Source organism: Streptomyces arenae (assembly GCF_022343545.1).
GTDB classification, from domain to species: domain Bacteria; phylum Actinomycetota; class Actinomycetes; order Streptomycetales; family Streptomycetaceae; genus Streptomyces; species Streptomyces humi.
Map to the genome: position 1 here is coordinate 70,953 of NZ_JAKQYH010000090.1, position 23,171 is coordinate 94,123.

Sequence of the window (23,171 nt, forward strand, 5' to 3'; positions counted from 1 at the left end):
CATGTTGTAAGAGTTGGTGACCAACTCCACAGTACTTATCTCCGCTTGGAAGCGACTCATAACCACCTTCCCGCGAACTGCCTAAAGATGGCGGGAAGTTGTACCGTTTGTCTGTGGACCCCGAACACGCCTCCGCCAATGGACGGAAGAGGTCACAGACGCCTCTGGCGTCACATCGCGAGGTGGCCGACGCGCTGCGCACCCGGATCAGGTCCGGGGTGCTGCGGCCGGGCGAACGCATGCCCACGCAGGCCAAGCTGGCCGACGAGTTCGGGGTCGAGCGCGGGGCGGTCCGGCAGGCCCTGCGCATCCTGCAGTCGGAGCACCTGCTCACGAACGTGACGAAGGGCAGCCCGGCGACCGTGGCCAGGGGTCTGGGCCCGGCGGAGCACGCCCTGGGGTCGGTGGCGCCGCCGCTGCCCACCATGGTCGGCCTCACGCCCCGGATAGAAGCGGCGTTCGCGGTGCCGCACGTGAGGATCGACGCGCTCTGCCTGACCTCGGTCTCCCTCAACCTCGCCCTCGGCGAGCCGTTGCGGTTCATCCACGCCGGGCTACTGAAACCGGCCAAGATCGACGTCCGGGTGCTGCTGCCCAGCCGGAACATCGACCTCGCGTTCCCGACGGCGGTGGACGCCTCGGCCGAGGGCGCGGTGCACAACCGCTGGCTGGCCCAGCGCAACGCGCAGGGGCAGGTGCTGCGGCACAACCTGCTGGCGCTGCGCGCCACGCACGGCATCGACGTGCGCGTCACCTTCCGGGCGCTGCCCTTCACCCCGCCGGTCAAGCTGTACCTGCTCAACGGGGAAGAGGCGCTGTTCGCGTACTACACGCTGGGGCGCCACGAGCGGGAGATCGGCCACGAGCACCTGGAGACGTACGACACCGAGGGCACGCAGTCGATGCTGTTCGCCTTCGAACGGGGCACCGGCCTGCGGGACACCAAGTTCGTGGAGCAGTCCACCCTCTGGTTCGACGCCCTGTGGGAGACGATCAGTTCGGAACTGGAGCTGACCGCCTGACCCCACCGAGCCCGCGGCCCGCCCCTCCGGGACCTACAGGGCGGGCCCGGCGAGCACCAGGGCGAGCAGGACCGCGCCGGCGGAGCTGAACGCCGGACTCTTGGCCTTGATGCCCACGGTGAGCAACAGCAGACCGATAATGCCAGTGGCACCGTACTTCGACTGGACGATCTGTTCGAAGCCGAGGACGAACACGGCGGAGAGAAGAGCGAGGGCGGCGGGCATGTCGGTTCCCCCATCGTCGGGAAGCGGGAGCTTCCACCAACTCGGAAAGTTGGTAACCAACTCTGATTATGTTGTCCCCAGTTGGCTGTAACTTATAACCAATCTTCAAACAACTCCCACTAGATGGATCAAAGTTGTAGCGTTTGGTCGTGACCCAGGAGAACGTGGCAGTGAACACCGGCAGCACACCACAGGAGATCGCCGAGACCCTGCGGGAGCGCATCCGCACGGGCGACCTCAAGGTGGGCGACCGCCTGCCCACCCAGGCCGAGCTGGCCGAGGAGTTCGGCGTGGAGCGCGGCGCCGTGCGCCAGGCCGTACGGGTGCTCCAGGACGACGGGCTGCTGACCAACGTCAGCAAGGGCAGCCCGCCGCGCATCGCCGAGCCGCCGTCCACGGCACTCGACGAACCGCAGCCGACGATGGTGGGCCTCGGGCCCCGCATGACCGAGGCGTTCACCGCCCCGCACGTCCGCATCGACGCGGCCTGCCTCACCGCCCAGAGCCTGCTGCCGGCGCTCGCCGAGCCGCTGCGCATGATCCACGAGGGCCGGATCCGCCCCGAGCGCATCGACGTCCGCGTACTGCTGCCCAGCCGGGACATCCCGCTCGCCTTCCCGACGGCGGTCGACGGCGACGACGACACCGTCCACACCCGCTGGCTCGGCATGCGCAACGCCCAGGGCCAGGTGCTCCAGTACAACCTCCAGGGACTGCGCTCCACCCACAAGATCGACGTGAACGTCACCTTCCGCGCCCTGCCGTTCACCCCGCCGGTCAAGCTCTATCTGCTCAACGAGGCCGAGGCGCTCTTCGCGTACTACATGGTCACGCGCCGCGAGGAACAGACCGAGGCCGGCATGCTCGACATGTACGACGCCGTGGGCTCGGAGTCCCTGCTCTTCTCCTTCGAGAAACGGGCCGGCCACCGCGACGCCGCGTTCGTGGACCAATCCCAGATGTGGTTCGACGCCCTCTGGGAAACCATCACCACGGACCTGACACTCTCCTAGTGACTTCTGATACGACGCAGACTGAACCGGTGACGGCCAAGAGCGAGAACGCGACCGAGGAACTCACGGAACTGATCAGAAGCGCCCGTGTCGTCCTATGGGACTTCGACGGGCCGATCTGCCGTCTGTTCGCGGGCCACTCGGCGGAACGGGTCGCCGACGGCCTGGTGGCGTGGCTGGCGAGCCGGGGCCTGCGCGGCCTGGTCACGGACACCGAGCGCGACTCCCTCGACCCGCACCTGGTGCTGCGCGCCGTGGACCGCCGGCACCCCGGCAGCGACCTGGTCGCGGAGCTGGAGGAACGTCTCACCAAGGAGGAACTGCGGGCGACGGCGACGGCGATGCCGACGCAGTACGCGGACGTCCTGATACAGACCTGGCGGGCACTCGGCGCGCGCATGGCGGTCACCACCAACAACTCCCCCCGGGTGGTCCGCGCCTACCTCGACGACCGCGACCTGACTTCCTGCTTCGCCCCGCACATCTACGGCCGCACCCAGGACCTGCACCGCCTCAAACCGGACCCGCACTGCCTCAACCGCGCCCTCAGCGCGATGGGCGCCGCCCCCGACGCGGCCCTGATGATCGGCGACTCACCCACGGACCTGGAGGCGGCACGCGGCGCCGGGGTGCCGTTCCTCGGCTACGCGCGTAACGAACGGAAGGCCAAGCTCCTGACCGAAGCGGGCGCGGCCCACGTCGTCGCCTCCCTGGAACCCCTGCTGGCACTGCTGCGACCGTAGGCGGCGTCTCCCGTACCCGGCGCCTGCGCCTGCGGACCCATGCCGTCAAGGGCGCGATCAAACCCGCCGCCCAGAAGACCAGTTGACTGAGATCGATCCCCACGTCGACCCCGAACACATGGACAGTCACGACTTCCCACCCCCCTCGCACCGACGAGATCGGCCAACCGTTCAAGTCGACCAGTTGACTGAGAACTTGACTGGTCTTAGCGAGAATTCCCAGTCAACTAGATCCAGTAACCTGCGCAGTTGGCTGACTGCTTGCCTGACTCGAAGTCGTTTGCCGCGGGTCGCCGAGAGGTACGTACCGGATGTGACCGGACAGGTGAAAGAGGGCGGAGGTGTGGTCCAGCGGGTGTCGGCGGAGCTCCGGCTCCGGATCTCCGACGGCGACTACCCGCTGAACTCCTACCTGCCGTCCCAGGAGTCCCTCGCGTCGGAGTTCGGGGTGTCCCGCGACACCGTGCAGCGGGCGCTTCGCATCCTGCGTTCGGAAGGCTGGATCGAGTCCCGCCAGGGCAAGGGCTCCCGGGTCGTACGGCGCCAGCACATCCAGTCCTCCGCCCCCCGGGCCACCCGCTCCCGCCACCCCATGACCCTGGGCCCGCTCATCGGCGAGGCCTTCGAACGCGACGAAGTCGCCCTGGACATCGCTACCTTGACCTCGGAGAGCCTGGACGCGCACATCCGGGTCCAGGCCGAGCGGATCCGGGCCCGCATCATCGCTCCCCGGAAGATCACCCTGCGCATGATCCTGCCGGCCGAGACGCTCGCCATGCCCTACCCGCGGGACAAGGACGCCCCCGGCGATCCACGGCTGTTGGGGCGACTGCACACCATCACCCGGACGCACACCGGCTCCCTGCGCACCGTCCTGGAACAGCTCCGTACCGAGAACCTGGTGCCGTCGGTCGACCTGGAGATCCGGCACACCGAACTCGCCCCGACGTTCAAGCTCTACGTCATCAACCACGACGAGGTCCTGCACGGCTTCTACGAGCCGATCCTGCGCACGGTGATCCTGGAGGACGGCACCGAGGTGGAGGCCGTGGACGTACTGGGCCTCGGAGCGACCCTCACCCATCACGTCCGGGACGCGGATCCCGGCTCGGCCGGCTCCGCCTTCGTCGCCAACGCGACCAGATGGTTCGAGTCGGTCTGGAACCTGCTCGCCTTCCAGTCGTAGCGTCCGTGTGATCCGGAGGGGTCTCCGCTGCGCTAGAGTGCGAAACCGTCTGAGCAACCGCTCGGTTGCGTGCGTATGAGTGGGTGGCCAAAAGAGCCAGTCGCGGACGACCGCATCAATGGGTGACCAAACAAGTGATCGACCCTTCACTCGACAGGGTTACTCCGTCGCCCCTCCAGTCGTGTCGTGCGTCACCTGGCAATACCGTTTCCCTTCCCGATCCACGCGATACCGCGCGCGTACCGTCCCCCGGAGCGACCTGTGGGTGCACCGTCTGTTCCCGCTGTCGTCGTCGGGAGAGACACCGGCAGGCCTCTGCCCGACGACGAGTACGAGGCGTTCCTGGGCCACGCGGCGGAACGCGGACTGGCGAGCAACGGCTTCCACAACCAGAACTACGTCCTCCCCCTGACGGAGCCGATGGCCCGCCTGCTGGGGCGGGAACCCGGCCCGGCCGTGACCGTCCGGGTACGCAGGACCGACGCCCTCTCCGTGGTGATCCGGACCTGGGAGAACGAGGCGCGGATCCTGCGGGCGATCAAGGGCGTGCTGCCGAACGTGCCCGAGTGCCTCTTCGAGGGGAATCGCTTCACCATCCACAGCTTCGTGGACGGTGTCCCGCTCTCCAGCGTCTGCGAGAACGGCAAACCGGTCGGCGCCGTCCTGTTGAAGGACCTGGCGGGGCTGCTCGCCGGGATGACCCAGGTGCGCGGTGCGGTACTGCCGCCGCTGCCGTCGATGTGGCCGCGCAACCACGGCGACAGCCAGGCCTTCCTGCGGACGCTGGCCCGGATGGCGGATCTCCAGATCCGTCAGGCCAACGGCCCTGCCTTCGGCTGGCTGTTCGCGGCCCTGGGCATTCCCGAGGACGCCCTGCTCCGTTTCGCCGACCGGGTTCCCGTGCTGACCCGGCGCCCGTACAGCCTCCTCCACGCCGATCTCCACCGTGACAACCTGATCACCTCGCCGGCCGGCGGGCCCCTGGTCACCTGCGTGGACTGGGAGCTGGCCACCTTCGGGGACCCTCTGCACGACCTCGCGACCCATCTGGTGCGGATGCACTACCCCGACCACCAGTGGGACGAGGTCGTGGAGGCATGGGTGGCCGCCATGCGGGCGGTGCGGCCCACCGCCACCCACGGGGTGACCAAGGACCTGCGGCACTACGTGGACTTCGAGCGGGCCCAGTCCGTCTACCCGGACGTCATGCGGGCCGCGAAGTCCCTGCAGGAGTCCTTCGACGAGAAGAACCTCCAGGAGGCGACGGCGGCCGTCCGCCGCGCGCTGGAGGCGGCAGCCGAACCGCTGCGGCTGCGCACGGTGCCGGGCGTCCGGGAGATCGAGCACGTCCTGTTCCGCTGGGCCGCGTCCACACCGGTCGACGGGGCCGGCCGGCGGGGCCGGACCGCCGGGGTCATGGAATGGCGTCAGGACCGGAGGGTGCCCGAGCACCCGGACTTCCCGCACTCCGCGGTGCGCGCGGCCCTGTTCCTGGAGGGCACCGCACCGGCCCGTCAGGTGTTCAAGGGCACCGCCCACCTCAACTCGGTGATCCGGGTACCGGGCATCGACTTCCCGGTGGTGATCCGCCGCAAGGTGCCGCACGTCCGCCGACGGGAGCGCAGCTACCTCAGCGAGCACGCGGTACTGCGGGCGATCGAGCGCTCCCAGGTCGCGGTGGCGGCCCCTCGCGTCCTGGCGCTGGGGGAGAGCCACTCCCGCTACCTCTTCGCCTACTCCCGGGACCGCTTCGCCATCCACACCTACGAGGGCCCGCCGGACACCGACCGCAAACCCGACCACCCCGTGCACGGGCTCCTCCCGCAGGAGGCCGACGGACTGGTCGACCAGCTGGCCGCACTCACCGGGGTCGACCACACCCAGCTCGATCCCGCAGCGGGCGAGCCCGACTTCTACAGCTGGCTGAGCGAGCAACTCGTCGCCCTGGTCGCCGGACTTCCCAAGGAATCCCAGCAGCTGGTCCGCTTCCTGGGCCTTCCCGGTGCCGCCCGGTTGCGGGAGATCCTCGCCCGGCACCAGGTCAGCCGCCGGGCCCCGGCCCTGCTGCACGGCGACCTCAACCCCTGGAACCTGGTGCGCCGCGACGACCGGTTCGCGCTGACCGTCATCGACTGGGAGATGGCCCTGGTCGGCGACCCGCTGTACGACCTGGTGCGGCACATGCACCTGACCCCGACCCGGCCGGAGATCAGAGACCGGATGTTCCGGCGGTGGGTGCGTGGGCTGGACCCCAGGTTCACCCATGACTGGGAACGCGACTGGCGGGTGTACCGCTGGATCGAGATCATCCGCTCCGCCTACGTCGACCTGGACCGCCTGGTCACCGGGGCGAGCCTGGACGCGCCCAACGTCCGCCGGGCCGTGGACTCGTACGCCATGACCCTGACGGCGGCCACGGGTTCCATGGGCCTGTCCGTCCGGGCGACGGCGAACCCCCATCTTGCCCGGGCCCTGGCCTAGCGGGAACATGAGTGCTCCGAATACCCGTTTGCCCATGGGCCCGTTGTGCCGTCCGGGCAGCGTGGCGCGGAGGGGGCGTGCATGTCGGGGCGAAGCGGTGGTTCGGCGGACGTGACCAGGGCATCCCGGCTGAGACGCTTCCAGGAGCGGGTCGAGCCCGTCGTGACCCGGACCCTCCTGCTCGGCATCTTCGCCACCGGCCTCACGGCCCAGTTCGTGAAGCCCGTCGGTGACGCCCTGGAGGGCAAGGCCTATCTCGGCGGTGCGCTGCTGAGCCTGGTCGGCTACGTCCTGTACGACCAGGTGAAGGAGCTCACCTCGTCGGTCCGCGCCCCGGCGAGGTCGCTGGTGAACTCCAGCCAGTTGGGCAGCTTCGTCAGCGAGGCCTTCGAGGCCCGGAGAGTGGAGATCAGCTTCCTCGGCTACACGGGCGAGACGCTCTACAACGCCCTGTACCACCGTCTCGAGGACCTCTCGGACTACCCCGGCCCCACCCGCAGGGTGCTGATCCGGATGCTCGTCCCGGACTTCGGGCAGCCGATGACCGTCCCCTCCAAGGTCGGGGAACGGGACGTGCCCGAGGACGACCCTGACTTCCGCAAGCGCATGGAGCAGCGGTGCCGCGAGTACGACGACATCCTCTCCGAACTCGCGGAACGGCTCACGCACGCCGGCCGGGTGCGCGTCGAGTGCGAGTACCGCCTCTATCCGGGCATCCCGCGCGACAAGATCTGCATCTTCAACCGGCAGCAGGTGCTGCACGGTCTGTACGACCTGTCCGCGCGGATGCGGCTGCACCACATGGGGGACGAGTACTACGACCCCAAGGGGTACCGGACCGACCTGAACGTGTGGTCCCGGGACGGAGTCGCCGAGGCGGCCGTGGTGACCTGGATCAAGCACTTCGACGATCTCTGGTTCCTCGCCAGACCGCCCCAGTGGCGCCGCGGCACCCTGGCCTGACCCGTCCTGCGTAGGCTCGGCCCCATGGGTGAGATGGGGCTGCGGGAGCTGAAGAAGCGGCGGATGTACGAGGACGTGTCGGACATCGCCGTGCGGCTGTTCCTGGCGAAGGGGTTCGACGCGGTGTCGGTCGCCGAGGTGGCCGCCGCGGCCGGGATCTCCAAACCGACGCTGTTCCGGTACTTCCCCGCCAAGGAGGACCTGGTCCTGCACCGGATCGCCGACCACGAGACGGAGGCCGCCCGGCTGGTCGCGGGAGCCACCGGCACGGAGTCGCCGGTCGGCGTGCTGCGCGCCCGCTTCCTCTCCGGTCTCGCCCACAACGACCCGGTCACCGGTCTCAACGACCACCCTCAGGTCCTCGCCTTCCACACCCTCCTCAACAGCACCGCCACGCTCGTCGCCCGCCAGCACGCCTATCTGGAGCGGTCCGAGGCGGCCCTCGCCGGGGCGCTCGGCGGCACCCTGGACGCCCGGCTGGCCGCCGGCCAGATCATCGCCGTACAGCGGATCCTCGCGCAGGACAACTGGCGCCGGATCGCGGCGGGGGAGCGGGTCGAGGACGTACGGGAGGACGCGGTGCGCGCGGCGGAGCGGGCGTTCGGACGGCTGGAACGGGCACTGGCCCCGCTGGCCGAGTGACGCGGTCGGCTGAGGCTCGGTAAAAAATTTAACCTGGTTACGTTTTCTCGCCTACGCTGTGCCCATGCAGCAGGAACTCGACCGTGAACGCGCCTACCACGACATCTGCCGAGCCGCCCTCGCCCGCATGGTCGAGGGCGCCGAAGAGCACGTCGTCACCGGCGAGGACGTGTCCGCCTCCGGCGCCGACGCCGAGGTGCTCGGGTACCGGCTGCGCAGCCGGGCCAAGGAGATGAAGGAGCTGCCGGAAGGGCCGCTGTTCTTCGGCAAGCTGGACTTCGAGGCGGGCGAGCACGCCGGGCAGAGCTACCGCATCGGCCGGCTGCGGATCAGCGAGGAGCCGACCGCCCCGCCCCTCGTCGTCGACTGGCGTGCCCCGGTCTCCCGCGCCTTCTACCAGGCCGGCCCCGACGACCCCCAGGGCGTCGCGGTCCGGCGCCGGTTCGGCTGGGCCCCCGGCAGCCGCGGCGACTCCGCCGACCTCACGGGCATGGAGGACGAACGGCTCGGCAAGGGGGAGTCGGGCACCGGCACCCTCCTCACCCAGGAGATCGAACGCCCCCGGGTCGGCCCCATGCGCGACATCGCCGCCACCATCCAGCCCGACCAGGACGACCTGGTGCGCGCCGACCTCACCGACTCCGTCTGCGTCCAGGGCGCCCCGGGCACCGGGAAGACCGCCGTCGGCCTGCACCGCGCCGCCTACCTCCTCTACACCCACCCCCAGCGTGTCCGCCGCTCCGGTCTGCTGATCCTCGGCCCCAACCGCACCTTCCTCTCGTACATCTCCGAGGTGCTGCCCGCCCTCGGCGAGACCGGCGTACGCCAGACCACCCTCCACGAGGAGATCGCCCGGCACCCGGTCACCGCGACCGATCCCGACCGCACCGCCACGCTCAAGCACGACCCCCGGATGGCGGAGGTGCTGCGCCGGGCCCTGTACGCCCACGTCTCCACCGCCGGCGTCACCGCGCTGTCACTGTCCGACGGCACCTACACCTGGCGGGTGGCCGCCGGCACCCTGACGCGGATCGTCGAGGAGGTACGGGACGAGGAACCGCCGTACGCCGTCGGCCGCGAGCGGGTACGGGGGCGCGCGATGCGTGCCGTACAGCTGCTGGCCGAACGCCGGGCGGGGCCGCAGCCGGCCGCCTGGACCCGCCGCCTGGAACGCTCACGGGCGATGAGCGCCTGCCTCGACACGGTCTGGCCGAAGGTCCGGCCGGAGGAGGTGGTGGCCGGACTCCTCACGGACGCCTCGGTACTGGCCCGGGCCGCCGAGGGACTGTTCACCCCCGCCGAACAGCGGGACCTCCGCTGGCCGCGGCCGCCGCGCTCGTACCGGTCCGCCCGCTGGTCGGCCGCCGACCTGGTCCTCCTGGACGAGGTCGCCGGGCTCGTGGAACACCCCGAGGGGTACGGCCACATCGTCGTCGACGAGGCCCAGGACCTCTCTCCCATGGAGTGCCGGGCGATCGCCCGCCGGGCCGCCTTCGGCTCCCTCACCGTCCTCGGCGACCTGGCCCAGGCCACGACACCCTGGTCGGCGCGGAGCTGGGACACCGTGCTCCACCACCTGGGCAAGCCGGGCGCCCGGGTCGTCCCGCTCACCACGGGCTTCCGCGTCCCGGCCGCGGTCGTGGACCTCACCAACAGGCTGCTGCGGCGGCTGGGCACGGACGTACCGCCGGCCAGGTCGTTCCGGACGGACGGGGAGCTGACCCTGCGCCCGGCGGAGGATCTGCACGCGACGACCGTCACCGCGGTCCGGGAGGCCCTGGCCCGGGAGGGCTCGGTGGGGGTGATCGCGGCGGACGGCGGGACGGCCGCCGTACGCGAGGCCCTGACGTCCGCGGGCATCACCCCGGCGGACGCCAGGGTGGCCGTCGTTCCGGCGAGCATGGTGAAGGGCCTCGAGTACGACCACGTGGTCGCCGTGGAACCGGCGGCGATCGCGGAGGCGGAGGAAAGGGGACCCCACAGGCTGTACGTGGTCCTGACCCGAGCGGTCTCCCGCCTGGACGTGATCCACACCAGACCCCTGCCGTTCTGAGGCACCCCGCAAGGGCCGCGCCCGCCACCGCGCGGCCGGTGGTGTGTGGCTGCCGCAGCCGCGCCACGCGCCCCTCCCTGGCACTTTCGCGCGGACTTCAGCACCCTTGGGGAATGGCTGACGAGTGTTACGGGCATCCACGTCTCGCCGCGATCTACGACGCGCTCGACCCCGACCGCGGCGATCTCGACGCCTACGTCCGTCTCGCTGAGGAGTCCGGGGCGCGCCGGGTGCTGGACATCGGCTGCGGGACCGGCACGTTCGCACTCCTGCTGGCCGGGCGCGGGCTGGAGGTGGTGGGGGTCGACCCCGCCCACGCCTCCGTCGACGTGGCCCGCGGCAAACCGGGTGCCGGGCGCGTCCGCTGGATCCCCGGCGATACGACGGCACTTCCGCCGTTGCGTGTCGACCTGGCGACCATGACGGCCAACGTCGCCCAGGCCATCGCCGATCCACCGGCGTGGCGCAGGACCCTGCGGGACGCCCACGCGGCACTGCGGCCCGGCGGGCTCCTGGTGTTCGAGACCCGGGTGCCGGCCCGGCGCGCCTGGGAGGAGTGGAACCGCGAGACCTCGTACCGCGTGACGGAGATCCCCGGCGTCGGCGCGGTCGAGAGCTGGGTGGAGGCGGTCGAGGTGCGCGGGCCGCTCGTGACGTACCGCTGGACGTACGTGTTCGCCGCCGACGGGACGGTGCTGACATCGGATTCCGTGCTCCGCTTCCGCGAGCGGGGGGAGGTCGAGACGGACCTGACCGCGCACGGTTACGTACTGGAGGACGTCCGCGACGCCCCCGACCGCCCGGGCCGAGAGCTCGTCTTCGTCGCCCACCGCCCGTGACCCACGCGAACGGCCGTACCGTCCTCACCCCGGGACCGGACTCACAGGGCTGATGCCCCGTCGCCGTCGGCCGTGGGCCGGAGCTCCAGGACGTCGGCGATCACGCAGCTGATGTTGTCGGGGCCGCCGGAGCCGTTGGCGAGGGTGACGAGTTCACGGGCGGCCTGTTCGGGTTCGCCGGTCCCGGCGAGCACCCGGTGGATGTCCCGGGTCGGTACGACCGTCGACAGGCCGTCGGAGCAGAGCAGGTAACGGTCGTCCCGCCGGGCGTCGTGGAGGCGCATGTCGGGCGTGCTGTCGGCGCCGTGGCCCAGGGCGCGTACCAGCAGCGACCGCTGGGGGTGGGACGCGGCCTCTTCCGGGCTGAGGCGCCCTTCGTCGACCATCGACTGGACCATGGTGTGGTCGTGGGTGATCTGGAACAGCTCTCCGTCGCGCAGCAGGTAGACACGGGAGTCGCCGATGTGGACGAGGGCCAGCTGCGAGCCGGTCCAGAGCATCGCGGTGAGCGTCGTGCCGGTGCCGTCGGCCGAAGGGCCGCTCCCGGCGATGTCGTGCACGGCCCGCTGGGCCTGTTCGATCACGTCTTCGAGGACGTTGAGGAGACCGCCGGCCGGGACGCTGTCGATCTCGATGTGCTTGAGCGCCTCGACGGCGGCCGCGCTCGCCGGTGCTCCTTGGCTGCCGCAGCCGTCGGCGACGGCGAGCAGGCGGGGGCCGGCGTAGGCGGTGTCCTGGTTGCTCTCGCGGACCAGGCCCTTGTCCGAGAGGGCGGCGTAGCGGATGCCCAGGGGCTCGGCGGTCGACGACATGGCGGGGTCCTTCCGTGACAGGTGGTCGATGAGGAAGGTGGCCAGGTCCCGCCGGGCGGCGGTGTCGGCTTCGACCTGCGCCCAGAACGCCCGGATCTCCTGGGCCGCCTCGACCGCACTCAGCGTGTGGACGTGCCGGATGCGGGCCAGGGGCATCCCCAGACGGCGGAGCCATGCGACCGTCCGGGCCTGCTCCAACTGCTCCTGCGCGTACAGGCGGTAGCCGGTGACCGGGTCGACCCGGGCGGGCGTCAGCAGGCCGAGCTCGTCGTAGAGACGCAGTGCCTTCGGCGACAGCCGGGCCGCCTTCGCGAACACCCCGATGGTCAGCAACCCCATGCCCCGTCCCTCCTCATGCCGAGCCCACCGCCCGGCCCCCCCGATGCTGCGCGCTCCCCCTAGGTGAAGGTCAACCACCGTCTCCTGTCCCAGATATCTGTTGGCATGGCGGAGTTCTGAGCTGCTGTGCTTGCGGCTGAGTGGAACGAAGATGCTCTCCCCGTCCCGCTCAACGGTAGGCAGCCGCCCCTCTGGCGTGCACGGAAGTCCACTGATCGGCTCGGAGGTCTCATGCCCCTGCAGATGGAACTGGTCGCGATCACCCTCGATTGCCCTGATCCGCTCGCTTTGGCCGCGTTCTATCAGCAGGCCACCGGCTTCGAGCCACACCCGAAGTCGGACGCCGAGTTCGCAGGTCTCAACCGTGAGGACGGACTCTTCAACGGCTTCCAGCGGGTCGAGGACTACCGGGCTCCGAGTTGGCCCGGCCAGATCGTTCCCCAGCAGCTTCACATCTGCTTCAAGGTCGCGGAGAGCCTGGACGAGGCCGAGGCCCGGCTGCTGGAACTGGGTGCGGGCAAGCCGGATCACCAGCCGCACGGGGACAAGGCGCGGGTCCTCACCGACCCTGCTGGGCATCCCTTCTGCATCGTCACGCGCTGATCGCTGCGTTGCCTGGGATGCGCCGATGATCTTCACCTGAAGGTGCGTGCCGTCAAAGGCGTAGCCCCGGTATTCCGGGCCCCTCACTCCGCAGAGACAGGACAGGTGTCCGTTCCCAGAAGATCTGAATGGGTGAGGTGTCTCTGGGCTGGGTCTTTTCAGTTCTGCTGGGACGGTTCCGAAGCCGCGCGGCTCAGTGGATCTGAACGGTGGTGAGCCTGCTTGTGGGGACAGCTGGGGTGGTCCCATTCGTTCTGTCGGTCAGTGGGGCTGTGACCTGGAGTCTTCCAGTTTTAGCGGGACTCATCCTGTAGGGCGTCGTTGGAGAAGGCGTGGGATCCGAGCTTCTCGCGAAGCGTGGGGACGTTCAGCCGCTGCTCGGTCTCTGGCGGCGCAAGTTCCGCACGGTCCGTGGACACCGACCCCGACCTCGCTCGCATTCGGCAGGAGCTGAGCGTCACGTCGACGGCCGGGTGAGTTTGGCGGCCACAGCGTCGAGGACCCAGTCCAGGCCGGTCGTGAAGGATGTCTCGGCGTCCACGTCCGTGCCGTCGTACACGGCCTTGGCCAGTGCCGGGAAGCGGCCCGTGGCCAGCATTCTTGTCACATGCGGACCGTTGGCGCGCTGCCAGTCGTGCTTGGACAGGCCCGTGGCGCGCTCGGCCCGCAGGTTCGTGATCTCGCGCCTGATCGCGCCGGTGAAGTAGGCGCTGACCGTCTCCACGGCCCGCATGACGGTGTCGATGTCGGTGAGGCCGTCGAGAGCGGCCAGCGTGGCCTCAGTCACGGCGAGGCCGTTCGGGCCCAGGGCCGGGCGGCGGCCGAGCAGCTCGGCCAGCCATTCGTGACGGAGAGCTGCCAGCCTGGTGCGGTGGGCGAGGACGCGCAACGCCTCCCGCCAGTCACTGGGCTGTTCCTCGGGGAGAATCTCGGCCTGGACCTCGTCCACCATGAGGTCGAACAGCTCCTCCTTGGTGGAGATGTATCCGTACAGCCGCATCGGGCCCGCGTTCAGCCGGGCGGCGACCTTGCGCAACGACACCGCCTCCAACCCGCCCTCGTCGGCCAGCGCGAGGGCGGCGGCAACGATCCGCTCCCGGTCGAGCGGCACGGGGCGAGTCGGCGGCTCCGGCCGGTCCCAGACAGTCATGGTCACATCGTACGGTTGCGATGCATCGTATCGAGAAAATACAGTGTATCGACATGAGACATCGTATCGCCGTGATCGGGAGCGGTCCTGCCGGCCTCACCTTCGCCCGTGTCCTGTACCGCCATGGCCACCCTGTCACCGTCCTCGAACGCGACCCCAGCCCCGACGCCCGACCCCCGGGCGGCACGCTGGACCTGCGCGAAGGGCTGGGCCAGCTCGCACTGGACAAGGCAGGGCTGCTGGCGGAGTTCCAGGCGCTGTCCCGTCCCGAGGGGCAGGCCATGCGCATCCTGGACACGGCCGGGACCGTCCTTCGTGACTGGCGACCCCGTCCAGATGACCGGGCCAATCCCGAGATCGACCGCAGTCAACTCCGTGACCTGCTGCTCGGCCCTCTCGACGTCCAGTGGGGCCGGGGCGTGACGCAGGTGGTGCCGGGGACCCGGGACGGCGTACTGGTCCATTTCGCGGACGGGCGACAGGAGACGTTCGACCTCGTGGTCGGCGCGGACGGCGCCTGGTCCCGGGTCCGCCCGGCAGTCTCGTCGGTGACGCCGCACTACACCGGCGTCTCCACGGTCGAGACCTCCCTCGATGACGTCGACACCCGCCACCCCGACCTCGCCCGGTTGGTCGGCGACGGTTCCGTGGCTGTGTACGGCGTGAACCGAGCACTCGTCGCCCAGCGCAACAGCGGCGGCCACGTCAAGGTGTACGCCCAGTTCCGCGCGCCGCTGGACTGGCACGCATATCTGGACCTCGCCGACGTAGAGGCCGTGCGATCGGCTCTGCTGGCTCTGTTCGACGGCTGGGCCGCTCCCGTCCTCGACCTCCTCCGCCCCGGCACCGCTTTCGTCCACCGCCCTCTCTACGTTCTGCCCGTGTCCCACACCTGGACCCACGTCCCCGGGGTGACGCTCCTGGGCGACGCCGCCCATCTGATGCCCCCGTTGGGGGCGGGCGCGAACCTCGCGATGCTGGAAGGCGCCGAACTCGCCGAGACCGTCGCCACCGCCACCGGCCCTGGGGATCTGGACGAGGCCGTTCGCGCCTTCGAGGAACAGATGTGGGCACGGGCCGGCAGATGGGCGAAGATCACGACGGCCGGTCTGGAACGCCTCGTGAGCCCGGACCCCGCCGAAGCCCTCGCCCTCTTCGACGAAGTCCAGCCATCCTGACTGCCAAGCGCGAGAGCATCAAAATCACCGCGGTTAGGCGAACGCATGGACGCCTGAGCCAAACGCAGCCCTCAACCCGCCCGCCGAAATCCGCTTCGACCGGGAACGGACACCAGCGCAGCGCGGGGCGCGGCCATCTGGGTATGACTCGGCGCACTTTTGCAAGCGGGTGCTTGCAATTGTTAGCGGGGGTGGGGCAGTGTGGAGGCATGGCATCGCTCAACGTCGGCAATCTCGGTGAGTATCTGCGCGAACAGCGGCGCAACGCGCAGCTGTCGCTCAGGCAGCTCGCCGATGCCGCCGGGGTGTCCAATCCGTATCTGAGCCAGATCGAGCGCGGGCTGCGCAAGCCGAGCGCGGAGGTGCTCCAGCAGGTCGCCAAGGCCCTGCGGATCTCCGCCGAGACGCTGTACGTCCGCGCCGGGATCCTCGACGCCGAGCGGGACCTGAGCGAGGTGGAGACCCGTGCGGCCATCCTCGCCGACCCCACGCTCGACGAGCGGCAGAAGCAGGTGCTGCTGCAGATCTACGAGTCGTTCCGCAAGGAGAACGGCTTCGGATCCGGCGCCACCGCGGACGCCGTCGACGCCGGTGACGCCGTCGACGCCGGCGAAGGCGATGCCAGGAGCGAGAACGACAGCGAGAACGACAGTGCATCCGGTCCGCGGCGGACGGCCGGATGAGCCGGCCAAGCGCGCCGGCCGCCGCGCCGCGGACCACAAAACCCTCAGCCGAACGTGAATCCGGGAGGACCATCACCATGGCCATCACCGATGACCTGCGCAAGACCCTCAGCGACCCGACTCCGCTCTACTTCGCCGCCGGCACCGCCGACCTGGCCCTCCAGCAGGCCAAGAAGGTCCCCGGACTGGTCGAGCAGCTGCGCACCGAGGCCCCGGCCCGCATCGAGGCCGTGCGCAACACCGACCCGAAGGCCGTGCAGGAGAAGGCCACCGCCCGCGCGAAGGAGGCCGGTGCCAGGGCCAAGGAGGCGCAGGCCACCCTCCAGACCCGGGTCAACGACTTCATCGTCTCCCTCGACGGCGACCTCAAGAAGCTCGGCGAGTCCGCCCAGGACTTCGCCCTGCGCGGGGTCGGCGTGGCCGCCGAGTACGCCGTCAAGGCCCGCGAGACCTACGAGAAGGTCGCCGAGCACGGCGAGCAGGCCGTGCGGACCTGGCGCGGCGAGGCCGCCGAGGAGATCGAGGACCTGGCCATCGTCGTCGAGGGCAAGCCCGAGCCGGCCGGCGCCAAGGAGGAGCCGAAGAAGGCCGAGGAGCCCAAGGCCGCCGAGGCCAGGCCGACCGCGGTGAAGAAGGCCCCGGCCCCCAAGAAGGCCCCGGCCCCCCGCAAGGCCACCCCCACGGCCAAGAAGACCACCCCGCCGGCCAAGTAAGCGCCGTATCAGCGGTACGAGCGGGCCGGGCACCTTGAGGGTGCCCGGCCCGTTCTACGGGTACGGTGGCCGCGTAGGGATCGGGAGAGAACGGGTGGTGGCAGCATGCTGATGCTGGGGTTCGCAGGGTTCCTGGGACTGCTGAAGATCGTCCTGATGGCCCTGGCCGCGTTCGGGCTGTTCGACGCCGCGTTCCGGCGTGAGGACGCCTTCCGCGCGGCCGACAAGCAGAACAAGGTCTTCTGGCTGATCATCCTGGCCATCGCCCTGGTGGTCAGCTACCTGTTCTCGATCCTCTCCATCCTCCCGATCGCGGGCGTGGTGGCGAGCATCGTCTACATCGTCGACGTCCGGCCCGCGGTCAAGCAGGTCTCGGGCGGAGGCGGCGGCTGGCGCGGCCGCCGCGGCGGCAGCAGCAGCGACGGCCCGTACGGCCCCTACAACGGCGGCCGCTGACCCCACCCGAGAAACGCCCACTGAGGCGCGCCCCAAAGGGGCGCGGGGAACTGCGCGACCAGCCACGACGCACCCGCAGACGGTCTACAGCGGCACCTCGCACGGCGAGCCGTCACTGCAGACGGTCTACAGCGGCGCCCCGCACGGCCAGCAGCCGCTCTCAGACCCCCCGATCCAGCAGCACGACGGCCACGTCGTCCGTCAGCTCACCCCCATTGAGCTGCCGCACCTCGTTCACCGCCGCCCGCAGCAACGCCTCCCCGGTCAGCCCGGCACCCAGCTGCCGCCGCACCATCTCGACCATCCCCTCCTGGCCCAGCCGCTCGCCGCCCGCGCCCACCCGGCCCTCGATCAGCCCGTCGGTGTAGAGCATCAGGCTCCACTCGGCCCCCAGCTCCACCTGCATCCGTGGCCACCGGGCGCCCTTCAGGAGCCCCAGCGCCGGACCGTTGTTGTCGTACGGCAGCAGCTCGGCCGGCCGCCCCGGCCGGGCGACCAGCGGCGCCGGGTGCCCGGCCAGGCACAGGCCCGCCCGGCGCCCGTCCGGCGCTATGTCGACCGTGCAGAGGGTCGCGAAGATCTCGTCGTCGGAGCGCTCGTGCTCCAGCACCTCCTGGAGCGTGCCGAGCAGCTCGTCACCGCACAGCCCCGCCAGGGTCAGCGCCCGCCAGGCGATGCGCAGCTCCACGCCGAGCGCGGCCTCGTCCGGGCCGTGTCCGCAGACGTCGCCGATCATCGCGTGCACGGTCCCGTCGGGCGTGCGCACGGTGTCGTAGAAGTCGCCGCCGAGCAGCGCCCGCGAGCGGCCGGGGCGGTAGCGCGCGGCGAACCGCAGCGAGGAGCCGTCCAGCAGCGGCGTGGGCAGCAGGCCGCGCTCCAGGCGCCGGTTCTCCTGCGCCCGCATCCGCCCCTCCGCGAGCTTGCGCTCGGTGGTGAGGGAGCGTTTGCGTTCGACGGCGTACCGGATGGCGCGGCTCAGCAGCCGTCCGTCCAGCTCGTCCCGGAAGAGGTAGTCCTGCGCGCCGACGCGCACGGCCTCGGTGCCGCGCTCGGTGTCACCGGAGGCGGTGAGCGCGAGGACGGCATGGCGGGGCGCGAGCTGGAGCACGTGCCGCAGCACGGCCAGCTCGTCGGCGTCGGCACCGGTGTCGGCACCGGCACCGCCGTCGGTGGCGGGGCCCACGTGCACGCGGCCCGGCGCCGGCAGCGCCAGGTCCAGCAGGATGCAGTGGACGTCGTCGGTCAGCAGCCGCTCGGCCTCGGTGAGGTTGCGGGCGGTACGGATCCGGATCGAGGTGCCGGACGCGTCCCGCAGTTCGGGCAGGATCGGCGAGCCGGCCGGATCGTCCTCGATCAGCAGCAGGGTGAGAGTGGTGCCGCCTGCGTTCGGGGCGACGGCTTCCGTGCGGTGGGCCTCTTCCTTGAGGGGGCCGCCGTCCTGTGCGGGCACGGCGGCCGGCGCCTGACCACTCTCCACGGCCGGGATCGCTCTCTGCCGCGGTACGGGTACGGGCATCGTGTCGGGTTCCTTCCCTCCCCCCGAGGGCACGGCGGGACGAGGGACTCGACCCACCGACCGGGACCATAGCGGTACTGGCCACCGCAACGGAATGGTGTGAGCCGCGTCGCTCCGTCTCAGGCCACTGTCATATGCCTTGTGCCGTACCGCAGTTGGGTGGCCGGGCGGCCGCACGGGGATGACGAAGGTCACGTGCCGCTCGGGTTTGAGGGCGTGTTGGCGTGCGCCGGGTCACATGACACAGCTCACGAAAGGGACATTACGCGTCCGGTCGTACCACTCCGAGGATGGGCATCGTCCCGGCGCCCCCGATCGACACCGTCCGCCCCGGGCGCGGTGCCTGGATGATCGCGCCGTCCCCGATGTACAGGGCGACATGGCTGGCGTCGTCGAAGTAGATGATCAGGTCGCCGGGGCGCATGTCCTTCACGTCGACGTGCTTGAGCTGCTTCCACTGCTCCTGCGAGGTGCGCGGGATCGGCTTCCCGGCGCTCGCCCAGGCCTGCGAGGTCAGCCCGGAGCAGTCGTACGAGTCCGGGCCCTCGGCGCCCCACACGTACGGTTTGCCGATCTGGGCGGTGGCGAACGCGATCGCCTTCTGGCCCGCCGCGGACGCGTTGCCGTGGATCTCGCCGAGTATCCCGGTGTCCAGCCAGGCGGTCTGCGCCTGGTAGGCCGCCTGCCGCTCCAGCTCGGCGAGACGCTTCTTCTGCTTCTTCTCGAGTTTCGACTGCAGTTCCTCGGCGGCCGCGATCCGCTCGGTGATCTTCTTCTTCGCCGCGGCCTTCGCCTTGCGCCCGGCCTCCAGCTTGTTCCACTGCCCGGCCGCGTCCGCCGCGTACTGCTTCAAGTCCTGCTGGGTCTGGGTCAGTTCCCGGATCAGGCCCTTGGCGGCGCGCTGGCCCTGGAGCACCCGCCCGGCCGCGTCCAGGAACTGCGAGGGGTTGTCGCTCAGCACCAGCTGCGCGCTGTCCGGCAGTCCGCCGGTGCGGTACTGGGCGGCCGCCGCCCGGCCCGCGCGCTGCTTCAACTGGTCCAGTTTCCGCTGCCCCTTGACGATCTTCTTCGCCAGCTCGACGATCTGGGCGGACTGTTTCTGGGCGGCTTCCTCGGCGGCGTTGTAGGCGTCGGTGGCGACGGCCGCGTCGTGGTAGAGGTCGTCCAGTTTCCGCCGTACCGCCTCCAGGTCCTTGTCGGGCGGCAGGGTCACCGACGGGCTGGGGGAGGCGCTCGCGCCGGACGTGGCGCTCGCGGAAGGCGTGGGGTCCGGTGCCGCGAACGCCGTGCCGGGGGCCGCCAGTACGGTCACCGCGCAGACCACGGTCACCGCCGTCGCCAGGATCCCGCGCCCACCCGGCCGGACGGTGTGCTTGTCCGGTCCCATGCCCCGACCCCCCAAAACTGATTAACCGTCAGTAACTTACGACACGTGGAGGATCGTGCCACGCTGCGCCGTAAAGCGACAGGGGTAACGGCAGGTGGGTTCCTCCCCGCTTTCCCCCGGGACATGACGGTCTCCCCGCCTTTGTGACGTACGACTCACCTAGATCGTTCCCGCCCCCGTACCGCGCCCCCGTACCGCGTCAGGCCGCCGGTGCCAACGCCCCCCACGCCACCGTCACTTCCCCCTGCCGCCAGCGCACCGGCGAGTCCGTCACCGGCCAGTCGGCCGTCAGGTCCCGCACCGCCCGGATCCAGCGCTGCCGGGCGCCGTACGACGCGTAGGGCGCCGCCGCCGCCCAGGCGCGGTCGAAGTCCCGCAGGAACGCGTGCACCGGCTCACCCGGCACGTTGCGGTGGATCAGCGCCTTCGGCAGCCGTTCGGCGAGGTCCGACGGCCGTTCCAGCGATCCCAGCCGGGTCGCGAAGGTCACCGTGCGCGGCCCCTCGGGACCGAGCGCGACCCACACGTGCCGCCGCCCGATCTCGTCACAGGTCCCCTCGACCAGCAGCCCGCCGGGCGCGAGCCGCCCGCACAGCCGCTCCCAGACGCCGGCGACCTCGGTCTCGTCGTACTGCCGCAGCACGTTGCCGGCGCGGATCAGCGCCGGCCGCACCGGTACCGGGATCTCGAAGCCGCCGTGCCGGAAGACCAGCCCGTCCCGCTCGTAGGGCTTCGCGGCGGCCACCCGCGCGGGCTCGATCTCCACACCGACGACCCGGGCGCGTGGCGCGACGGTCCGCAGCCGTCCGAGGAGTTCCACGGCGGTCCAGGGCGCGGCCCCGTACCCGAGATCAATGGCCAGAGGTTCACGGGTGCGCCGCAGCTCGGCACCGTGGACCGCGGCGATCCACCGGTCCATCCGCCGCAGCCGATTGGGGTTCGTGGTCCCGCGCGTCACCGTCCCCACGATGGGGGTCCCCCCGCTCGAGCGAAGCCGAGAGTGGGGGAGGGAGGCGCGGGTAGTCATGCGTACGAGGGTAAGTGCGAGCGCCCGGTGAGGGGCGCGGGGCTCTGTCACCCCCACGCGTCCCGTCCTCGAACGGTTGAGCGACACCAGGTAATCTGTCGGCAAAATTGACCGGCCCCGGAATGGGAACTCGTCCCTGCGCTGTTGCACACCGAGAGGACCCCCACGTCCTCCCCGAGGCATGCCCGCACAAGGAGGACCGCCACGTGAGCCAGTACGTCAGCAGGCTCGGGCGCCGCTCCCCGTCGGCTGCGACCCGGCTCCTGCGGCCGCGCCGACCCCGCCGCGTCGCCATGCTCTCCGTGCACACCTCACCGCTCCACCAGCCCGGCACGGGCGACGCGGGCGGCATGAACGTCTACATCGTGGAGCTCGCGCAGCGCCTCGCCGCGATCGACATCGAGGTCGAGATCTTCACCCGGGCCACCGCAGGCGGCCTCCCGCACACCGTGGAGCTCGCCCCCGGCGTCCTCGTCCGGCACGTCGACGCGGGCCCCTACGAGGGTCTGGCCAAGGAGGACCTCCCGGCCCAGCTGTGCGCCTTCACGCACGGCGTGATGCAGGCCTGGGCCGGCCACCGCCCCGGCCACTACGACCTCGTGCACTCGCACTACTGGCTCTCCGGCCACGTCGGCTGGCTCGCCGCCCAGCGCTGGGGCGTCCCCCTGGTACATGCCATGCACACCATGGCCAAGGTCAAGAACGCCAGCCTGGCCGACGGCGACACCCCGGAACCCGCCGCCCGCGTCATCGGCGAGACCCAGATCGTCGCCGCCGCCGACCGGCTGATCGCGAACACCTCCGAAGAGGCCGCCGAACTCGTCCGCCACTACAGCGCCGACCCCGCCAAGGTCGCCGTCGTGCACCCCGGCGTGAACCTCGACCGCTTCCGGCCGGCCGACGGCCGTGCCGCCGCCCGCGCCCGCCTCGGCCTGCCGCAGGACGCCCTGGTCCCGCTCTTCGCGGGCCGCATCCAGCCGCTGAAGGCCCCCGACATACTGCTGCGCGCCGTGGCCGTCCTCCTCGACGAGCGCCCCGAACTCCGCTCCCGGATCGTCGTGCCGATCGTCGGCGGCCCCAGCGGCAGCGGTCTCGCCAAGCCGGAGGGCCTGCAGAAGCTGGCCGCGCGGCTCGGCATAGCGGACGTCGTGCGGTTCCGGCCGCCGGTCGGGCAGGAGCAGCTGGCGGACTGGTTCCGCGCCGCCTCGGTCCTCGTCATGCCCTCCTACAGCGAGTCCTTCGGCCTGGTGGCGATAGAGGCACAGGCGGCCGGCACCCCCGTCCTCGCCGCCTCGGTCGGCGGGCTGCCGGTGGCCGTGCGGGACGGCGAGACCGGCTTCCTGGTGCGCGGCCACGATCCCGCCGAGTACGCGCGCGTGCTGCGCCGCTTCGCCGACGACGCGTCCCTGGCGGGCCGTCTCGGCGGAGCCGCCGCCCGGCACGCCGAGTGCTTCGGCTGGGACGCGTCGGCCGCCGCCACCGCCGAGGTGTACCTGGCCGCGACCCAGGCGCACCGCCGTCGCGTACGCTCGGCCCATGGGTGATGCTTCACAGGAGCGGCAGGCGGCGCAGGTCATCGAGGGTGTCCTGAAGGACGCCGAACTGGAGTGGGAGAGCCCGGAGTCCGGCAACTACGTCGTCCAGCTCCCCGGCACCCGCAAGCTGAAGACGACCGTCTCGCTCCTGGTCGGCCGCCACTCGCTCTCCCTGAACGCCTTCGTCATCCGGCACCCCGACGAGAACGAGCCGGCCGTGCACCGCTGGCTCCTGGAGCGCAACCTGAGGCTGTACGGCGTGAGTTACGCCGTCGACCGGCTCGGTGACGTCTACCTCACCGCACGGCTCCCGCTCGCCTCGGTCACCGCGGACGAGATCGACCGCCTGCTCGGCCAGGTCCTGGAGGCCGCGGACGGCGCCTTCAACACCCTCCTGGAGCTGGGCTTCGCCTCCTCGATCCGCAAGGAGTACGAGTGGCGGGTGGCCCGGGGCGAGTCGACGCGGAACCTGGACGCGTTCACCCACCTGATCGAACGCCCTGCTGAATGACCGCTGACTGACCGCTGACCGACCTCCGCACGAGTCTTCCGCAGCGCTTGGTCATCGTGGCATGCTCACGCTCGACGCAGATCTGAACGTCGTT

The 23,171-nt window shown here is 70.8% G+C and carries 22 protein-coding genes; 16 read left to right on the top strand and 6 right to left on the bottom strand.

Going from position 1 to position 23,171, the window contains the following annotated elements; translation table 11 throughout:
• Positions 1–107: 107 nt before the first annotated feature.
• Positions 108–1,022, top strand: coding sequence for a GntR family transcriptional regulator (locus tag MB828_RS42365; protein WP_301652807.1), 915 nt, complete (start codon positions 108–110; stop codon positions 1,020–1,022).
• A gap of 33 nt (positions 1,023–1,055) precedes the next feature.
• On the opposite strand, the gene MB828_RS42370 is transcribed toward MB828_RS42365, so the two are convergent.
• On the bottom strand, positions 1,056–1,247 hold the full coding sequence (locus MB828_RS42370) for a hypothetical protein (protein WP_046732048.1): 192 nt from the start codon (positions 1,245–1,247) through the stop codon (positions 1,056–1,058).
• 143 nt (positions 1,248–1,390) lie between these two features.
• On the opposite strand from MB828_RS42370, the gene MB828_RS42375 reads away from it, so the two are divergent.
• The 8 genes from MB828_RS42375 (at position 1,391) to MB828_RS42410 (ending at position 11,167) form a co-directional block, all read left to right on the top strand.
• On the top strand, positions 1,391–2,260 hold the full coding sequence (locus MB828_RS42375; protein WP_133026759.1) for a FadR/GntR family transcriptional regulator: 870 nt from the start codon (positions 1,391–1,393) through the stop codon (positions 2,258–2,260).
• Between the two features lie 29 nt (positions 2,261–2,289).
• A complete protein-coding gene (locus MB828_RS42380; RefSeq protein ID WP_301652808.1) occupies positions 2,290–3,003 on the top strand; it encodes an HAD family hydrolase in 714 nt (237 codons plus the stop codon).
• Positions 3,004–3,316: 313 nt separating this feature from the next.
• Positions 3,317–4,189, top strand: a complete 873-nt coding sequence (locus MB828_RS42385) for a winged helix-turn-helix domain-containing protein (RefSeq protein ID WP_301652809.1) — start codon at positions 3,317–3,319, stop codon at positions 4,187–4,189.
• A 261-nt stretch (positions 4,190–4,450) separates the two neighbouring features.
• Positions 4,451–6,670: a phosphotransferase gene (locus MB828_RS42390; protein ID WP_430381510.1), complete on the top strand. Its 2,220-nt coding sequence runs from the start codon at positions 4,451–4,453 to the stop codon at positions 6,668–6,670.
• Positions 6,671–6,751: 81 nt separating this feature from the next.
• Positions 6,752–7,633, top strand: coding sequence for a hypothetical protein (locus MB828_RS42395; RefSeq protein ID WP_133026758.1), 882 nt, complete (start codon positions 6,752–6,754; stop codon positions 7,631–7,633).
• A gap of 24 nt (positions 7,634–7,657) precedes the next feature.
• Positions 7,658–8,275 (top strand): TetR family transcriptional regulator, encoded by a 618-nt coding sequence (locus MB828_RS42400; protein WP_301652810.1) that lies wholly within the window; start codon positions 7,658–7,660, stop codon positions 8,273–8,275.
• A gap of 64 nt (positions 8,276–8,339) precedes the next feature.
• Entirely contained in the window at positions 8,340–10,328 is a 1,989-nt protein-coding gene (locus tag MB828_RS42405; protein ID WP_301652811.1) for a HelD family protein, read from the top strand.
• Positions 10,329–10,441: 113 nt separating this feature from the next.
• On the top strand, positions 10,442–11,167 hold the full coding sequence (locus tag MB828_RS42410; protein WP_301652812.1) for a class I SAM-dependent methyltransferase: 726 nt from the start codon (positions 10,442–10,444) through the stop codon (positions 11,165–11,167).
• A gap of 41 nt (positions 11,168–11,208) precedes the next feature.
• Here MB828_RS42410 and MB828_RS42415 read toward each other — a convergent pair whose 3' ends face one another.
• Positions 11,209–12,318 carry a MerR family transcriptional regulator gene (locus MB828_RS42415; RefSeq protein ID WP_301652813.1) on the bottom strand — a complete coding sequence of 370 codons (1,110 nt, stop codon included), beginning with the start codon at positions 12,316–12,318 and terminating at the stop codon, positions 11,209–11,211.
• 231 nt (positions 12,319–12,549) lie between these two features.
• On the opposite strand from MB828_RS42415, the gene MB828_RS42420 reads away from it, so the two are divergent.
• The gene (locus MB828_RS42420; protein ID WP_301652814.1) at positions 12,550–12,921 is read left to right on the top strand and encodes a VOC family protein; all 372 of its coding nucleotides are present in this window, start codon (positions 12,550–12,552) and stop codon (positions 12,919–12,921) included.
• A 457-nt stretch (positions 12,922–13,378) separates the two neighbouring features.
• On the opposite strand, the gene MB828_RS42425 is transcribed toward MB828_RS42420, so the two are convergent.
• Positions 13,379–14,071, bottom strand: a complete 693-nt coding sequence (locus tag MB828_RS42425) for a TetR/AcrR family transcriptional regulator (protein WP_301652815.1) — start codon at positions 14,069–14,071, stop codon at positions 13,379–13,381.
• A 53-nt stretch (positions 14,072–14,124) separates the two neighbouring features.
• Between MB828_RS42425 and MB828_RS42430 the strand changes: the two genes are divergently transcribed.
• From MB828_RS42430 to MB828_RS42445, 4 genes are all read left to right on the top strand, one after another.
• Positions 14,125–15,249: an FAD-dependent oxidoreductase gene (locus MB828_RS42430; protein ID WP_301652816.1), complete on the top strand. Its 1,125-nt coding sequence runs from the start codon at positions 14,125–14,127 to the stop codon at positions 15,247–15,249.
• A gap of 209 nt (positions 15,250–15,458) precedes the next feature.
• On the top strand, positions 15,459–15,932 hold the full coding sequence (locus MB828_RS42435; RefSeq protein WP_301652817.1) for a helix-turn-helix domain-containing protein: 474 nt from the start codon (positions 15,459–15,461) through the stop codon (positions 15,930–15,932).
• A gap of 77 nt (positions 15,933–16,009) precedes the next feature.
• Complete coding sequence (locus MB828_RS42440; protein ID WP_301652818.1) at positions 16,010–16,645, top strand: hypothetical protein; 636 nt, start codon at positions 16,010–16,012, stop codon at positions 16,643–16,645.
• Positions 16,646–16,750: 105 nt separating this feature from the next.
• Positions 16,751–17,101, top strand: a complete 351-nt coding sequence (locus MB828_RS42445) for a DUF2516 family protein (RefSeq protein WP_133026751.1) — start codon at positions 16,751–16,753, stop codon at positions 17,099–17,101.
• Between the two features lie 160 nt (positions 17,102–17,261).
• Here the strand turns inward: MB828_RS42445 and MB828_RS42450 are convergent, their stop codons facing one another.
• The 3 genes from MB828_RS42450 to MB828_RS42460 all read right to left on the bottom strand — a co-directional run bounded on the left by MB828_RS42450 (position 17,262) and on the right by MB828_RS42460 (position 20,971).
• Complete coding sequence (locus MB828_RS42450; protein WP_301652819.1) at positions 17,262–18,617, bottom strand: PP2C family protein-serine/threonine phosphatase; 1,356 nt, start codon at positions 18,615–18,617, stop codon at positions 17,262–17,264.
• A 262-nt stretch (positions 18,618–18,879) separates the two neighbouring features.
• The gene (locus MB828_RS42455) at positions 18,880–20,004 is read right to left on the bottom strand and encodes a C40 family peptidase (RefSeq protein WP_301652820.1); all 1,125 of its coding nucleotides are present in this window, start codon (positions 20,002–20,004) and stop codon (positions 18,880–18,882) included.
• A 199-nt stretch (positions 20,005–20,203) separates the two neighbouring features.
• Positions 20,204–20,971 carry a class I SAM-dependent methyltransferase gene (locus MB828_RS42460; RefSeq protein ID WP_430381511.1) on the bottom strand — a complete coding sequence of 256 codons (768 nt, stop codon included), beginning with the start codon at positions 20,969–20,971 and terminating at the stop codon, positions 20,204–20,206.
• 266 nt (positions 20,972–21,237) lie between these two features.
• Between MB828_RS42460 and mshA the strand changes: the two genes are divergently transcribed.
• A complete protein-coding gene (mshA, locus tag MB828_RS42465; RefSeq protein ID WP_133026747.1) occupies positions 21,238–22,575 on the top strand; it encodes a D-inositol-3-phosphate glycosyltransferase in 1,338 nt (445 codons plus the stop codon).
• Positions 22,568–23,077 (top strand): YbjN domain-containing protein, encoded by a 510-nt coding sequence (locus tag MB828_RS42470; protein WP_301652822.1) that lies wholly within the window; start codon positions 22,568–22,570, stop codon positions 23,075–23,077. Before mshA ends, MB828_RS42470 begins: the two co-directional genes overlap by 8 nt.
• Positions 23,078–23,171: the final 94 nt, after the last annotated feature.